Below are 14,476 nucleotides of genomic sequence, written 5' to 3' on the forward strand. Positions count from 1 at the left end.
AGGCATGAACGAGACCCCGAAGACGAAACGAAAACGTCAACGGCTAAAGCCTAATTCTCTAAGTTCAGTAAATCTGAACGCCTTCATGCACCAACGCCACAGGGCAGCTATATCTGCTGCAACCTCCGAAACTGGACCGACCGCTTCGGACCCATTCCGGTCGTCCGAATTGGATGACCATGTTCTTGACTGGCAATCAGAAATGATCTCCGGCTGAGTGTTGATGTGCATTCTGACCAAATTCAACATTCCTCTTCCTGTTACTATTCTGGCTGTGGATGCTCAACATTACCTCACTCAACATCGAGTTTTGCACAAATGGGAGTGCAGTAAACCTAGTTAATTTTTGGGGGCTTAGGAAGATTAATGGTGTGTTGAAACGTCCGTTGAAGCTGCCCCCAGCCGGGATCATGCATATGGGATGTCAATCCAGCCCTTTGCACGAGAGCCAACGCCTCAGCTTCCCCAAACGCGAGAGCGTCCTGTACATTTGCGGTTCGCACGTTGCCATTTTCCATAAGGAGTTTGCCATTAACAATTACGGTGTCTATATCACTTCCCTGTACCTGGTGAATAAGACGATGGACCGGCATCCAATTGGGCGTCAGGTGTGGCTTTCGCATATCGATGATGACTATGTCGGCTTTCTTGCCGCATTCCAGCGAACCGATTTCGTGATCCATGCCAATTGCTCTCGCTGCATCAATTGTTATCATTTCGAAGATTTTACCTGGCGGCAGAATGTATCGGTCGTGATTGTGTAAAATGTGCTGCGTCGATTGAGCAAGACGAGCGATTTGCAGCATATCAAAATGTCTACTTGGCGCTGCACCATCTGACGTGATGGCCACCGGAACGCCGCGAGCCATCATCTCCATAATTGGTGTGGAGCGCCCCGGGGGGGCGTGGGTGACATGCGTGCCTGTTTGAGCAAGAATGTCTATTTCTTCGTGAGAAATTCCCCAACAGTGCTGCAGATGCACATCAGGGCCGAGCAGCGCATTTTCCTTATCCTGAAAAGCCATACGGATTTGTCCCGCAAAGGCATCTGAATGAATACGTACCCCCCACTTTCGTGCGGTCTCACGGATACGTTGCGCTTGCATACGGTCTTCCCGTGTCAGGTTGACCGCAAAATCAGGCGTCGAAGCATTGGATGGTTCTACGGAAGGCACGATTGTAAATGGTGTTATAAATACCTTGATACGACCATCGGCGGTGCCGTTCAGAGCTTCAATAACGCTTTCTGCACCTTCGATCATTTCGTCGAAAGAAACGTCGCGTCGCTCGGGCTTTCCGCTTTCCCAGCGCGTTACCGATTGCGGCCAGGGCAGGCCGGCGGGCCCAACACATATAATCTCCCGTAAACCCAGTTCTGAATAGGCACGTGCATGATTGATCGCGAAAACTGGATCGTCACTGCGAGGCATTGAGGTGATAATGCTGGCAGAAGTCGTGACGCCAGCACATAGTCTCTCTAGCCCAGAGACAAGCCCATCTGCATACCAGTAGTCACGAGTGACATAATGATAATATGTTGGAGTAACAATTCGCATCCATAAGGCGTTGGTGTCAGCACCGATGCTGCGGATCAACGCATGACCGGCATGGCCATGGGCATCAATTAGGCCGGGAATGATTAGTTTTCCCGTGCAGTCGATGACCCTCTTTCCGATATGCCTAGGATGGATTTCTTCGGTAGTGCCAATATCAACAATCCGGTCATTTTCTATCGCTATGCTGCCATTTTCGATAATGCGCCGTTCAGGGTCAACGGTGATGATCGTACCGTGAATTAGCAGTAGCCCAACCATTTACATGTCCTTGTTTCTTGTCTGGAATCAAGTGAGTTACCGATCCCGAAAATCGCGGTGTCGATATTTTCCATAATAATTGCCAACAATATCGTTGACAATATATCAGTGAATTAAGATAGTTCAAAAAAATTCGGATAAACGGATCTGTCGTTATTCACAAAGGGAACAGCATGACGCGTCTTAATAAATTTCTTCTATCAGCACTGAGCGCTGTGGCCGTTACTGCGCCACTAATGGTAGCATCGGCTGACGCGGCTACGTTGCGATGGGGGAGCCGGGCGGACATTTACTCGCTGGATCCGAATTCCGTTCCATCAACGTCTAACTTGGCGTTTCTCAACCACATTTATGAAGGGTTGATCCGATACGGCCCAAATTTCGAGATTGAACCAGCGCTTGCCACTGAGTGGAAGCTGATTGATAATAATAAATGGCGTTTTACCCTGCGCAAGGGTGTTAAATTCCATAACGGCGCCGAATTTACGGCAGATGACGTAGTTGCTTCCATGAACCGCGTGTCCGATCCGACTTCGCCGCTGCGGGGCAATATCCCGCTTTATGTCGGGGTCGATAAGGTCGATGATTACACGGTCGACATTGAGGTCTCCTCGCCAAGCGCACTTTTCCTGAACGATATGACCAATATCTTCATGTTCGATGCAGACTGGCTGAAAGACAACAATGCAGAGAAGCCAACGGACATAGCTTCAAACACTGAAAATTTTGCGACGCACAACACCAATGGCACTGGCCCATTCAAGCTGGATAGCCGTGTCCCGGATTCCAAAACTGTTCTACTGGTCAACGATCAGTGGTGGGACGAAAAGAAACATAATCTTGACCGTATCGAATATGTACCGATCTCTTCTGCGGCTACGCGCGTTGCTGCACTTTTGTCAGGTGAAATCGATCTGGTGGATTCTGCTCCAATTCAGGATTTGCCACGATTAGAATCGTCTCCGGGCATTAACGTGAACAAGCGCACAGAACTCCGTACGGTCTTCATTGCCTTCAATGGCAAGGAAAAGCTTGAGGACGGTCGTCCCAATCCATTTCTGGATGAGCATGTGCGGCAAGCTGTGGAAGCGAGCCTTGATCGTGATCTTATCAACCAGAAAATCATGCGCGGGCTCGCACGTCCTACAGGATCACTCATAGCGCCCGAAATTGCCGGCTATGCTGAATCTCTCGATGTGTATCAGCCCGCCGATCCCAAGCAGGCACAGAAACTGTTGGAAGATGCGGACCAAAAAGGTTTGGCATTTACCTATCTGTGTATGAATGATGAAAGTATCAACGAAGAAGATATATGCTCGGGTATAGCCAATATGCTTAAGCGTTCGGGTTTTGAACCAACAATAGACATGGGGCCGAGGGCTGTTCAGCAGCCTAAACGCACCAACGGCAAGGCGGACATGTTCAATTTGAGTTGGGCAAACGAGCCGACACTGGATGCCTATTCGCTTCTGTCACAAGTTCTTTCGACGCGCAGTGGCTCCACCGGTGTTTCTAACTACGGTGGCTGGTCTTATCCGGAACTCGACGATCTGGTCAAAAAGGCAGCAAATGAGCCGGACACCGCCAAACGGCTGGCTCTGGAAGAGGAGGCTCTAAAGATCGCCAAGGATAAGGCGATTTTGATTCCTTTGCATCAACAGCCGATTGCATGGGGTATGTTAGAAAAAGTCAAAAGCGTTGACTTCCGTGCCGACAACAAGCCGCGTCATTGGCACACCATGATGGCCGAATAACATTATTGTCCGTAAATGTTAGAGCGTCCAACAGTAAAGGACGCTCTATTGCATTCATACTCAAAACAAGCCCTGAGGAAAATTGAGTTTGGCGGTTCGTCAACTTCAGGGCAATTTTATTACAGTCATGCTTTTTAAAATGCAGCGCTGATGACGACAAGAAATAGGTATTTCTCATGTGCTGGAGACCATCCATTGTGCACCTCATTCGAACGGTAAGAAACCAATCAGCCCGTCACAATCCCCTGACAATCCTTTGACAATTCAGGTTGGTTTGATCGTGATGTTGACTGTTATCGTCGACTTTAGATACGAAAAATATTCAAATATTGTCTACAATCTCGTTGACAACTTTTTGCTAATATAGATACTGTTATCAATGGCCAATGAAGAAGCCGCAAAGGCTCAGGCCCCTGATGCAGGGAGGAAATCACATTCAGCATAATTCGTGTTTAGCACGAAGAAATGACATTTTCGTACTCGTCTTGGGTATGATGGTGCTTGAAGAAAAGATCCCCAAAAAGGGGACAAAATTTCCAGAAGCGGAGCAATCAATGTTAAAGAAATTGGGCCTTGCGGCCACTATGCTGGTGAGTCTGACTTTGTCGGGCCATGCGGAAACACTCAAATGGGGGGCTGCACGAGACATTTATTCACTCGACCCCTATTCGTATGGCGATAGTTACACGCTGTCTTTCCTCAATCATGTTTATGAGGGGCTGGTTCGCTACGATGCGGATTTAAAGATCGAGCCTGCACTCGCACAATCATGGGAAAATATTTCGGATACGACGTGGCGTTTTCATTTGCGAAAAGGCGTGAAATTCCATGACGGTGCCGAATTTACGGCTGATGATGTTCTGGCGTCGCTTAAGCGGGTAAGCGATCCGGTTTCGCCGTTGCGAGGAAACTTGCCTGCCTACAAGTCCTCCAGCAAGGTTGATGATTACACCGTCGACATTGAACTCAGCGGCCCTTATCCGCTCCTTCTCAACGATCTCACAAATATTCATATTTTTGATGAGGGTTGGCTTAAGAAAAATAATTCAGAGAAACCCACTGATGTGGGGGCAAAAATTGAGGGTTATGCTACCTATAACACCAATGGAACCGGGCCATTCAAGCTTGAGAGCCGTGTCCCGGATTCAAAAACCATTCTTGTGAAAAATGCAGACTGGTGGGATGAATCCCAATCCAATATTGACCGTATAGAATTCACACCTATCACCTCTGCTGCGACGCGCGTGGCAGCGTTGCTATCGGGTGAAATCAACTTCACGGAAAATGCGCCATCGCAAGATTTACCGCGGTTGCAAGCGCAGCCAGATTTGAATGTTCTTGAGCGTACAGATCTTCGCACAGTGATGATGGGCTTTAATCGTAAGCCGGAACTTGCTGACGGTTCTCAGAATAAGTTTAACGATCTGCGCGTGAGACAGGCCTTTGCGCATGCGCTTGATCGGGATCTGATCCAGAAGCGTATCATGCGCGGAAAGTCACGCACCGCAGGCGCCGTCGTTGCTCCGGAAATTCCCGGTTACACTGCGGAACTGGATACAACTTTGGCATATGACCCGGAGCTCTCCAAGAAACTTCTGGCTGATGCGGGCGCGGTCGATTTTCCCTTCACACTGGTGTGCACTACGGATGCTTATGTGAATGAGGAAGAGCTTTGTCAGGGCATGGTGAATATGTTGAGCCGTGGCGGATTCAAACCACAACTCGATATTGCTCCAACGGCTGCGCAAGCGCCGAAACGTACCGGCGGCAAAGCGGACGTCTATCTCATTGGTTGGGCGACCGAGCCAATGCTGGACAGCTATTCAATCCTGCTTCAGATGATTGCCACAAAGACTGCAAATGCTGGCGTTTTCAACTGGGGCGGATGGAGCTATCCAGAGATCGACGAGCTTATTGTACAAGCCTCTACTGAAATGGATCGTCCTAAGCGTCTCGCACTCCAGACCAAAGCGTTGGAGATGGCGAAAGACGAAATAGTGATGTTACCTCTGCACCAACAGCCTATGGCCTGGGTTATGTCGAAGAATATCGACAAGATCGTGCAGTTGCCTGACAATAAGCCGCGTCATTGGCTGACGCGTTTTGCCCAATAATCTGATGATGCTGTCCCGGGGATGCGTCCCCGGGCGTACCATGTTGTTACCGAGGAAATTTCATGCTGGTTTTTATCATTAAGCGCCTGGCAAACGCTGTCATGGTGATGTTGGCCGTCGCTTTGCTTGCCTTTCTGATTTTCCGCCTCGCGGGCGATCCAGTCGAGATGATGGCCAATGAACAAATGACACAGGCCGACCGCGATAATTTGCGCGAACGGCTGGGTCTCAATGATGGCCTGCTTGTTCAATATTCGCGCTTTGTTGTGAATGCTGCGCAAGGGAATTTTGGTATTTCCTACCGAAATGGGCAGGATGTATTGGGTCTGATAAGCGAGCGATTTCCCGCAACGCTTGAGCTGGTTTTCGTTGCGACGATCATTTCACTCTTAGTTGGATTGCCTTTGGGTGTGCTCACCGCCATCAAACGCGGAAAATGGTACACGGAGGGGCTTCAGTTTCTTTCCATCGTTGGCGTATCGCTACCCAGTTTCGTGGTCGGTATTCTTCTTATCCTTGTTTTCTCTGTATCAATTGGCTGGTTTCCCGCCTTCGGACGCGGCGAAGTTGTTTATATTGGCGGTTGGTCCACTGGCCTTCTCACTCCGTCGGGAAGAGCGGCGATCATCCTGCCAGCTATAGCACTTTCGCTTTATCAGGTTACGCTTGTGATGCGTCTGGTCCGTGCTGAAATGCTGGAAGTTCTGCGATCCGAATATATCAAGTTTGCGCGCGCACGGGGTCTTCCGAGATGGCGCATTTATTTCAGGCATGCATTGCGCAATTGTCTGATGCCAGTCGTGACCTTGACGGCGATGAATATCGGTTCGCTGATTGCTTTCGCATTGATCACGGAAACGGTTTTCCAGTGGCCGGGCATGGGTATGCTGTTCATTCAGGCCGTCACCTTTCTCGATATTCCTGTGATGGCAGCTTATCTTTGCATTATTTCCTTCATTTTTGTCGTGCTGAACACTCTGGTCGATGTTGCCTATGCGGTAATCGATCCTCGTTTGCGCACGGCTCGCTGATCAACGGGAGTCTGTCTTAATGAGCACCCCATCCTCACAAGCTACCCCCGTCACGCGTCCTTCGCTTGTTCAGCGAATTCGTAAAAGCGATCTGTGGTGGTCCTTTACACACAGCAAGACGGCGATGATAAGCGCAGCCCTGCTTGCCGTTCTGATCTTGAGCGCATTGTTCGCACCTTTGATCGCACCACAGAATCCCTATGATGGTGCAGCACTCGACATGTGGAAAGCAGAGCTGCCTCCACTCTGGGAAGAGGGAGGTGAGTGGCCGTTCCTGTTGGGCACCGACACGCAAGGCCGTGACATGCTTTCGGCTATTCTTTACGGCACCAGAATTTCTATCGTCATCGGTATCGCTTCAGTGTTGCTTTCCCTGCTGATCGGTTTGACTGCTGGATTGGTCTCCGGCTATTTCGGTGGCTTTATCGACAATCTGTTGATGCGTTTCGGTGACGTGACCCTTTCAATACCAACCATTCTCGTGGCCATTCTCGTTTCAACGGTTGTACGACAGATGTTGCCAGTGAGCCTTCGTGAGATTGGCGCGTCAGCAGTGCTGATCCTGGCAATCTCGCTTTCAGCATGGGTGCAATATGCCCGTACTGTTCGAGCGCAGGCGATTGTAGAGGCGGGTAAGGATTATGTGTCTGCGGCACGGCTGATAGGAGTGCCGTCGCGTCGGATCATGACAAAGCACATCCTGCCCAACACACTGACACCCATTATGGTCGCGGCAACGCTTAATTTCGGTATGGCGATCCTGACCGAAGCGACCCTTTCATTCCTTGGAATAGGCATGCCGCCGAGCCAGCCGTCGCTGGGAACCCTGATCCGTATCGGCAATCAGTTCCTGTTTTCCGGTTCATGGTGGATTGTGGTTTTCCCCGTCATCCAGCTCTGCCTGCTTGTCGTGGCCGTCAATATGCTCGGCGATTGGCTGCGCGATGCGCTTAATCCGAAATTGAGGTAAGTTAAATGAACAATCTTTTGCTTCGCAACATCCGTCCTATGGCAGGCGAAAACTGCGACGTTTTAATCAAAGATGGAAAAATTGCGGGTTTCGGACAGTTTTCGGCAGAGCCTGGTGTGGCTGTTGAAGACGGGAATAATTCTATCCTGATCCCGGGATTGATTGATGCTCACACGCATCTCGACAAGACAACCTGGGGCATGCCGTGGCACGTTAATAACCGTGCTGCAATTTTACGGGAGCGTATCGATTTCGAACGCGAGCACAGGCTGGAAATCGGGATAGACCCCCATCGTCAGTCGATGCGCCATGCTATTGGTCTTTCGGCCCATGGCGGTACCCATATCCGTAGTCATGTCGACATTGACCCGATCCACGGTTTGACACTTGTTGAAGGTATCTGGGAAACACGCGAAAAGCTCAAAGGCATCATCGACATTGAGGTTGTCGCTTTTCCCCAGTCCGGCTTGATGGTCATGCCGGGCACTCATGATTTGCTTGATGAAGCATTGCGTCAGGGTTGCGAAGTTCTGGGCGGGATTGACCCATGTGGCATTGATCGCGACCCAAAAGGCCAACTGGACACTCTATTCTCACTTGCAACAAAACATGGTGTGCCGATCGACATTCATCTGCACGAGACGGGTGATCTTGGCGCCTTCACAATGGAGCTTATCTTTGAGCGAATCCGTGCAAATGGCATGGAAGGCAAGGTCGCAATCAGTCATGCATTTGCTCTTGGGATGAATGATTACCTGCGGGTTGGCCAACTTATCGAACAGCTGGCAATTCTGGATGTTGCAATTCTGACAACTGGTGCGCCTTCCGCGACGGTCCCATCGATCAGACGTTTGAAAGAAGCAGGTGTGCGTATCGGCGGCGGTTGTGACGGCATTCGCGATACGTGGGGTCCATGGGGGCAGCCTGATATGCTTGACCGTGCCAAGATCATCGGCATGAAAAACGGCGTTCGTTCCGATCATGAACTGGAGCACGTCCTTTATATCGTGTCTCAGGGTGGAGCAGATGTCATGGCGCTTGAAAATTACGGGCTTGATATTGGTTGTCATGCTGATTTCACCCTTTTGACCGGCGAAACGCTGGCGCATGCGGTGGTCGATGTAGCACCGCGCCCGCTGGTCGTAAAAGGCGGCCGCATTACAGCCCGCCAAGGCGTATCTGTGGTTGAAATGCCATGAAGAGTGATGCTCTGAATTCTCTTGTATTGGGTGCGCGGCCCTCTGGGCGCACTCTCATCACGGCTCGTTGGGTGGTTGGGCAAAAAGACGGTGGCCATTGCCTACTCAAAGATGGTGAAGTGGTTTTTGAGGGTGGTCAGATCCTCTTTGTCGGACACAAATTTTCCGGAGAAGTCGCACGCCGAATAGATTTTGGTAACGCACTTATCAGTCCTGGACTGATTGATCTCGACGCTCTTTCAGATCTCGATACGACTATTCTTGGAATTGACCATCATCCCGGCTGGGCGAAAGGTCGTGTTTGGCCGCGCTCTTATGTCGATGCCGGGCCCTATGAGATGTATAATGAGGAACAATTGGCCTTTCAAAAGCGGTTTGCTTTTGGTCAGCTTTTATTGAACGGTATCACAACAGCCGCTCCGATTGCTTCGTTGTTTTATCGCGAGTGGGGGGAAACGGTTGCAGAGTTTGATGCTGCCGCAGACGCCGCGGGCGATTTGGGCCTACGCGTTTATCTAAGCCCCGCCTATCGCTCAGGTGGTATGGTTCTGGAGCAGCCGGGCAAAATTGTACCTGTTTTCGATGAAGAACGCGGTTTTCAGGGTCTCAACAACGCGATTGCGTTTATCGAGCGTCAAAATGGCCGTCATGGTGATCTTGTGCGTGGCATGCTCGCTCCCGATCGGGTGGAGACTTCGACGCTCGCTCTAATCAAACGTACAGATGCGGCTGCACGTGATCTCGGCTGTAAGTTTCGACTTCATATGGCTCAAGGAGCGATGGAAGTCGATACCGTGCGCATGTTGCATGGTTCTACTGCACCGGTTTGGCTCGCCAGCCATGGGTTGCTGAGCGAGCGGCTCATTGCTCCACATGCGACCAACGCCACCGATGAAGATCTCGATCTTTATGCGCAAAATGCAGTTTCAATTGTGCATTGTCCGCTGGTTTCAGGTCGCGGCGGTTCAATTCTAAAGTCGTTCTCCGACTGTCGTATGCGTGGGATTAATGTCGCCATGGGTACAGATACGACTCCGCCAGATATGCTGATGAATTTGCTGGCTGGACTTATTACTGGACGGGTGGCTGACAATGCACCTGATCGTCTGCGTAGTGCTGATCTGTTTGACGCAGCGACGCTTGGTGGTGCGAAGGCTTTGGGCCGCTCGGATATTGGCCATTTGTCAGCCGGAGCGCGGGCCGACATTGCTGTTTTCCGTTTGGATGACACCTTTATGGCTCCATCGATTGATCCGATCACAACGATTGTTGTCGGTGGATCTGGAAAGATAACCCAAGCTGTCTTTGTGGATGGCCGTGTTTCAATGCTTGATCGGCAGTTGGCGGGCTTTGACATGGAAAAAGCACGAGAGCAGGCACAAACCCAGTTTGACAGCCTGATTGCGAAATATCCTGAGAGGAGTTGGAATAATCCTCCGGTCAGCCAAATATTCCCGCCAAGCTATCCTGTTGTAGCGCCAAGAGAGGAAAAAACGCATGGTTGAGATGCAGGAACCCGTCGTTGATGTTCGCAATCTACGTGTTAATTTTCCCGGTCGTCACGGTACAGTTACAGCGTTGTCAGATGTATCCTTGTCGATACGTCCGGGAGAAATTCTTGGTGTCGTAGGCGAGTCGGGAGCCGGCAAGTCTATGACAGGACTGGCGATTCAAGGGCTTCTCGAACGGCCCGGACATATTGCCGGCGGAGAAGTATGGCTTGGCAAACAGCGTATTGATACTCTTGATGATCGCGCCATGGAAAAAGTCCGTGGCCGGGAAATTGGTGCGATATTTCAGGATCCGTTGACTTCCCTCAACCCACTTTTCACAGTGGGGTCTCAGCTAATTGAAACCATCCAGCAGCATCTCGGTCTGGGCCGGGCACAAGCGCGTGCCCGCGCTGTTCAATTGCTGCGTGACGTTGGAATTCCATCGCCTGAAGAGCGGGTCGATCAATATCCTCATCAGTTCTCAGGCGGGATGCGTCAGCGTGTAGTGATAGCTCTCGCGCTTGCTGCGTCTCCTAAACTGGTGATTGCTGATGAGCCAACAACAGCGCTTGATGTGTCGATTCAGGCACAGATCATTTCGCTATTGCGCAAGCTTTGTAAAGAAAAGCAGACGGCAGTCATGTTGGTAACGCACGACATGGGCGTTATAGCTGAAGCGGCGGATCGAATTGCTGTCATGTATGCTGGACGTCTCATTGAGGTCGGACCCGTGGAGCAGGTGCTCCATCACCCTTCTCATCCCTATACACAGGGATTGATGTCTTCGATCCCTTCACTGGGTGCGCGGGTCGAAAAGCTAAACCAGATCGATGGCTCTATGCCCCGTCTGGACTCCATTCCTGACGGTTGTGCATTTAACCCGCGTTGCAGCAAAAGTGGCTCTCGCTGTCGGCGCGAGAGACCAGAACTCGTATTTTCGGGGGCGACAGCCAGTGCATGCTGGCTCAATGCAGGAGGCACCGCATGACAAGCTCTTTAAGTAGAACTCCGGCTTTGACCGTTGAACGGCTCGTTAAAACATTTGATGTATCGGCACCCTGGCTCAACAGACTGGTTGAGCGCAAACCCAAACAGTATTTGAAAGCCGTCAATGACATCAGTTTCTCCGTTCCTTCTGGTGGTTGTTTAAGCATTGTTGGGGAAAGTGGTTGCGGAAAATCCACTGTCGCCCGTCTTGTCACCGGTCTTTATCCTGCCACCAGTGGCGGCATGCGCTTTGCAGCGGGCAAAAGTGGTGCACCTCTATCGGCACAGATGATTTTTCAAGACCCCTATGCGTCACTTAATCCGCGCTGGCGGGTAAAGAACATTATCGCGGAGCCGCTACGCGAACTCAAGCTACGCGACACAGCGGCCGAGATTACTGACCGAGTTGAGGAACTCCTACAAATTGTCGGTCTTTCTGCTTCGGACGGCGAGAAATTTCCGCATGAATTCTCAGGCGGTCAGCGCCAGCGTATTTCGATTGCCCGTGCATTGGCAAGCGAACCGGAGTTCCTTGTTTGTGACGAGCCAACATCTGCACTTGATGTTTCTGTTCAGGCGCAGGTTCTCAATCTGATGCGTCGCCTTCAGGATGAATTGGGTCTCACATACCTCTTCATCAGCCATGATATGAGTGTGGTCCGCCATATGTCTGACCGGATTGCGGTCATGTATCTGGGGCGCATTGTTGAAGAAGGCGATACAGAACAACTATTTGCTGATCCGCGGCATCCATATACCCAACTTTTATTGCAAACGATCCCGAATATCGAAGAGCCGAACCGCAATCGTGAGCCTGCAAGCGGGGAGGTGCCTAGTCCATTGAAGCCACCGTCAGGCTGCACTTTTCATCCGCGTTGCCCGCTTGCTATCGAGCGCTGCTCCAGGGAGGCGCCGGTTACGCAGCTTCTCCCCAACCGTACGCGTGTGGCCTGCCATCTGGTGGAGATGGAGGTTGACTAGAGCGCCGTGCGTCCAATTGAACGCACAAAGGACGCTCTAACTAATTGAATCTACGCATCGTGCTTTCCAAAAATCGAATACGATTTTTGGGCCAATGCTGTAGGGTCTGTGGGAATTAGGTTTCGGGCGCCGCGTGCATAAAAACAAAGAAATAGAGCGAGCGAAGTGGATACGATTAAGCACAACGCACTCTGGTCGCGAAAGCAGATGATCAGAGTCGCTACGTGCCCGGAGCTTAGGCTAGAGCCGAACGCAAATCATAGGAAAGTTCACGTATTTCGCTCAAATCAAGCTCAGATTCCACATGCTCAAGATGGTGTGCCATCAGATGAATCGCTTTCTCTGCTTCTTTTGCAGAAATCGCCTTTACGATTTCTGCATGCTCATCTGGACCGCAGTTGAAATGATCGGTTTTGCGATAAATGGCTGTGATCAGCGAGCTGCGAGAAATAAGGTCACGCATGGTAGTGAATAGAAAATCTGACCCTGTCAGTTCGGCCAGCAAAAGATGGAATCCGCCCGAAAGTTTGATGATGTCAGTTGTAACATTGTCCTTATTGGCAATTCGCTCCAAATTGACGTGGTCGCGGAGGCGTTTCACGTTTTCTTTGAGCAAAGAGTTGCAGAGCCGTTCGACGATGCAACGCTCCACGGCTTGCCGAACAGAGAAAACATCGCGCGCCTCCTGCACCGTCGGCTTGCTTACAAACGCACCGCGATTAGGGATCATGCTCACAAGCCCATCACGCTCAAGAATGGTCAGAGCCTGGCGGATGCGAGCCCGACTTACGTTGAAGATGGTGGAGAGTTGTTCTTCTTTAAGCTGGATTCCGGGCCGCAATCGCCTTTCGGCAATCGACAGCCAAACTTTCTCGACGATCTGTTCGATTGATAAGGCCGTTGGTGCTTTCATAAAGACTACTCCATGTTCAATTCGACAATCGTCATGTGCGAGAAAAAGTCAACTCATGGATTTAATTACTTGATTTATTGTATACAATAAATCATAAATTTGTTGATCATTTTTTACAGTTTGGGCAACTTATGGAATTTGACTTTGAGACCATTGATCCGCAAAGCCGCTATCGCCTCCTGACCAATTTCATCGGGCCGCGTCCTATTGCGCTGGTGACAACGCGTTCAGCCACAGGAAACAACAATGCGGCACCCATGAGTTTCTTTAACGTCTTCTCGCACGATCCGGCGATTGTTGTTTTAGGAATCCAGCCACGCCTATCGGGGGAAGAGAAGGATACTATGGTCAACATCCGTCAATCAGGAGAGTTTGCTATTAGCATGGTCGATATGGCCTTATCTGAGCAAATGTTGATCTGTGGTCTTGGTTTTGACGCGGAAGTGGATGAGCTTTCTGTCGCTGGTCTGACCGCTCAAGCCTGTACTAAAATCAGTGCAGCGTTTCCGCAGGAAGCGCCCTGTGTTTTTGAATGCCGTGTTGAGCGGCTCATCGATTACCCGCGACGCACGCTTGTTTTGGGGGAGGTCGTGCATATGCATGTCCGGCGCAACTGCCTCGATGCTGCGGGGCACTATGTTGACCCTGAATACTACCAGCCCATTGCACGTCTGCACGCAGATAATTACGTGACATCAGACCGTCAGTTTGAGTTGAAAGCCCCGCCTATTGGCGATTTTAGCAAGCGTAATCAGTAGGTTATATATCAGAGGCTTTAATTATGCATATTCATCTGATCAATCCAAACTCCACCGCTTCCATGACAAATCAGGCTATGGAAAGCGCGTTGATTGTGAAGCAGGCACAAACACGCATCACAGCGACAAATCCCCTTGAGACGCCGGCAAGCATTGAGGGCTCTGCGGATGAGGCGATGGCTATGCCCGGAATGCTTGCTGAAATTCGCAAAGGCGAAATGCAAGGCGTCGACGCCTATGTTATTGCTTGCTTCGATGATCCTGGCTTGCACGCAGCTCGCGAAGTGGCAAAAGGACCTGTAATAGGTATTTGTCAGGCGGCGATCCAGGTGGCCATGACAATCAGCCGCCGCTTTTCGATTATTACCACACTTCCGCGTTCGGTTGCTATTATTGAGGAGCTTGTCAGTAATTATGGAGCTGAGCGCTATTGTCGTAAAGTCCGGGCAATTGATTTGCCAG

General features: G+C 50.6%; 13 protein-coding genes. 11 read left to right on the plus strand and 2 right to left on the minus strand.

Features of this window, described 5'->3' with window-relative positions:
• On the plus strand, positions 1 to 217 hold a 217-nt coding region (locus tag VBH83_RS18405; protein WP_396998981.1), incomplete at its 5' end, for a hypothetical protein.
• A gap of 118 nt (positions 218 to 335) precedes the next feature.
• On the opposite strand, the gene VBH83_RS18410 is transcribed toward VBH83_RS18405, so the two are convergent.
• Positions 336 to 1,814, minus strand: coding sequence for an amidohydrolase family protein (locus tag VBH83_RS18410; protein ID WP_396998982.1), 1,479 nt, complete (start codon positions 1,812 to 1,814; stop codon positions 336 to 338).
• 173 nt (positions 1,815 to 1,987) lie between these two features.
• Here VBH83_RS18410 and VBH83_RS18415 point away from each other — a divergent pair, with 173 nt between their 5' ends.
• The 8 genes from VBH83_RS18415 (at position 1,988) to VBH83_RS18450 (ending at position 12,343) form a co-directional block, all read left to right on the plus strand.
• Entirely contained in the window at positions 1,988 to 3,568 is a 1,581-nt protein-coding gene (locus VBH83_RS18415; protein WP_313830404.1) for an ABC transporter substrate-binding protein, read from the plus strand.
• A 554-nt stretch (positions 3,569 to 4,122) separates the two neighbouring features.
• Entirely contained in the window at positions 4,123 to 5,682 is a 1,560-nt protein-coding gene (locus VBH83_RS18420; protein ID WP_396998983.1) for an ABC transporter substrate-binding protein, read from the plus strand.
• 62 nt (positions 5,683 to 5,744) lie between these two features.
• Entirely contained in the window at positions 5,745 to 6,713 is a 969-nt protein-coding gene (locus VBH83_RS18425) for an ABC transporter permease (protein WP_396998984.1), read from the plus strand.
• Between the two features lie 19 nt (positions 6,714 to 6,732).
• On the plus strand, positions 6,733 to 7,683 hold the full coding sequence (locus tag VBH83_RS18430) for an ABC transporter permease (protein ID WP_396998985.1): 951 nt from the start codon (positions 6,733 to 6,735) through the stop codon (positions 7,681 to 7,683).
• A gap of 5 nt (positions 7,684 to 7,688) precedes the next feature.
• Positions 7,689 to 8,882 carry an amidohydrolase family protein gene (locus tag VBH83_RS18435; RefSeq protein ID WP_396998986.1) on the plus strand — a complete coding sequence of 398 codons (1,194 nt, stop codon included), beginning with the start codon at positions 7,689 to 7,691 and terminating at the stop codon, positions 8,880 to 8,882.
• Entirely contained in the window at positions 8,879 to 10,387 is a 1,509-nt protein-coding gene (locus tag VBH83_RS18440; protein WP_396998987.1) for an amidohydrolase family protein, read from the plus strand. Before VBH83_RS18435 ends, VBH83_RS18440 begins: the two co-directional genes overlap by 4 nt.
• Positions 10,380 to 11,363, plus strand: coding sequence for an ABC transporter ATP-binding protein (locus VBH83_RS18445; RefSeq protein ID WP_396998988.1), 984 nt, complete (start codon positions 10,380 to 10,382; stop codon positions 11,361 to 11,363). The genes VBH83_RS18440 and VBH83_RS18445 overlap by 8 nt, the downstream gene beginning before the upstream one ends.
• The gene (locus tag VBH83_RS18450) at positions 11,360 to 12,343 is read left to right on the plus strand and encodes an ABC transporter ATP-binding protein (protein WP_396998989.1); all 984 of its coding nucleotides are present in this window, start codon (positions 11,360 to 11,362) and stop codon (positions 12,341 to 12,343) included. Before VBH83_RS18445 ends, VBH83_RS18450 begins: the two co-directional genes overlap by 4 nt.
• A 235-nt stretch (positions 12,344 to 12,578) precedes the next feature.
• On the opposite strand, the gene VBH83_RS18455 is transcribed toward VBH83_RS18450, so the two are convergent.
• Positions 12,579 to 13,256 carry a GntR family transcriptional regulator gene (locus tag VBH83_RS18455; protein ID WP_396998990.1) on the minus strand — a complete coding sequence of 226 codons (678 nt, stop codon included), beginning with the start codon at positions 13,254 to 13,256 and terminating at the stop codon, positions 12,579 to 12,581.
• Positions 13,257 to 13,387: 131 nt separating this feature from the next.
• Here VBH83_RS18455 and VBH83_RS18460 point away from each other — a divergent pair, with 131 nt between their 5' ends.
• Both VBH83_RS18460 and VBH83_RS18465 read left to right on the plus strand, forming a co-directional pair.
• Complete coding sequence (locus VBH83_RS18460; protein ID WP_396998991.1) at positions 13,388 to 14,014, plus strand: flavin reductase family protein; 627 nt, start codon at positions 13,388 to 13,390, stop codon at positions 14,012 to 14,014.
• A 23-nt stretch (positions 14,015 to 14,037) separates the two neighbouring features.
• The coding region (locus tag VBH83_RS18465) for an aspartate/glutamate racemase family protein (RefSeq protein WP_396998992.1) at positions 14,038 to 14,476 on the plus strand (439 nt) is incomplete at its 3' end.

Origin of the sequence: Ochrobactrum sp. S1502_03 (assembly GCF_044435015.1) — a bacterium.
Taxonomy (GTDB): Bacteria; Pseudomonadota; Alphaproteobacteria; order Rhizobiales; family Rhizobiaceae; genus Brucella; species Brucella chromiisoli.

Coding starts and splice junctions, on each gene's coding strand:
- VBH83_RS18440 (WP_396998987.1), top strand. CDS start 8,879: ATGAAGAGTGATGCTCTGAATTCTCTTGTATTGGGTGCGCGGCCCTCT.
- VBH83_RS18410 (WP_396998982.1), bottom strand. CDS start 1,814: ATGGTTGGGCTACTGCTAATTCACGGTACGATCATCACCGTTGACCCT.
- VBH83_RS18420 (WP_396998983.1), top strand. CDS start 4,123: ATGTTAAAGAAATTGGGCCTTGCGGCCACTATGCTGGTGAGTCTGACT.
- VBH83_RS18415 (WP_313830404.1), top strand. CDS start 1,988: ATGACGCGTCTTAATAAATTTCTTCTATCAGCACTGAGCGCTGTGGCC.
- VBH83_RS18450 (WP_396998989.1), top strand. CDS start 11,360: ATGACAAGCTCTTTAAGTAGAACTCCGGCTTTGACCGTTGAACGGCTC.
- VBH83_RS18435 (WP_396998986.1), top strand. CDS start 7,689: ATGAACAATCTTTTGCTTCGCAACATCCGTCCTATGGCAGGCGAAAAC.
- VBH83_RS18430 (WP_396998985.1), top strand. CDS start 6,733: ATGAGCACCCCATCCTCACAAGCTACCCCCGTCACGCGTCCTTCGCTT.
- VBH83_RS18445 (WP_396998988.1), top strand. CDS start 10,380: ATGGTTGAGATGCAGGAACCCGTCGTTGATGTTCGCAATCTACGTGTT.
- VBH83_RS18455 (WP_396998990.1), bottom strand. CDS start 13,256: ATGAAAGCACCAACGGCCTTATCAATCGAACAGATCGTCGAGAAAGTT.
- VBH83_RS18460 (WP_396998991.1), top strand. CDS start 13,388: ATGGAATTTGACTTTGAGACCATTGATCCGCAAAGCCGCTATCGCCTC.
- VBH83_RS18425 (WP_396998984.1), top strand. CDS start 5,745: ATGCTGGTTTTTATCATTAAGCGCCTGGCAAACGCTGTCATGGTGATG.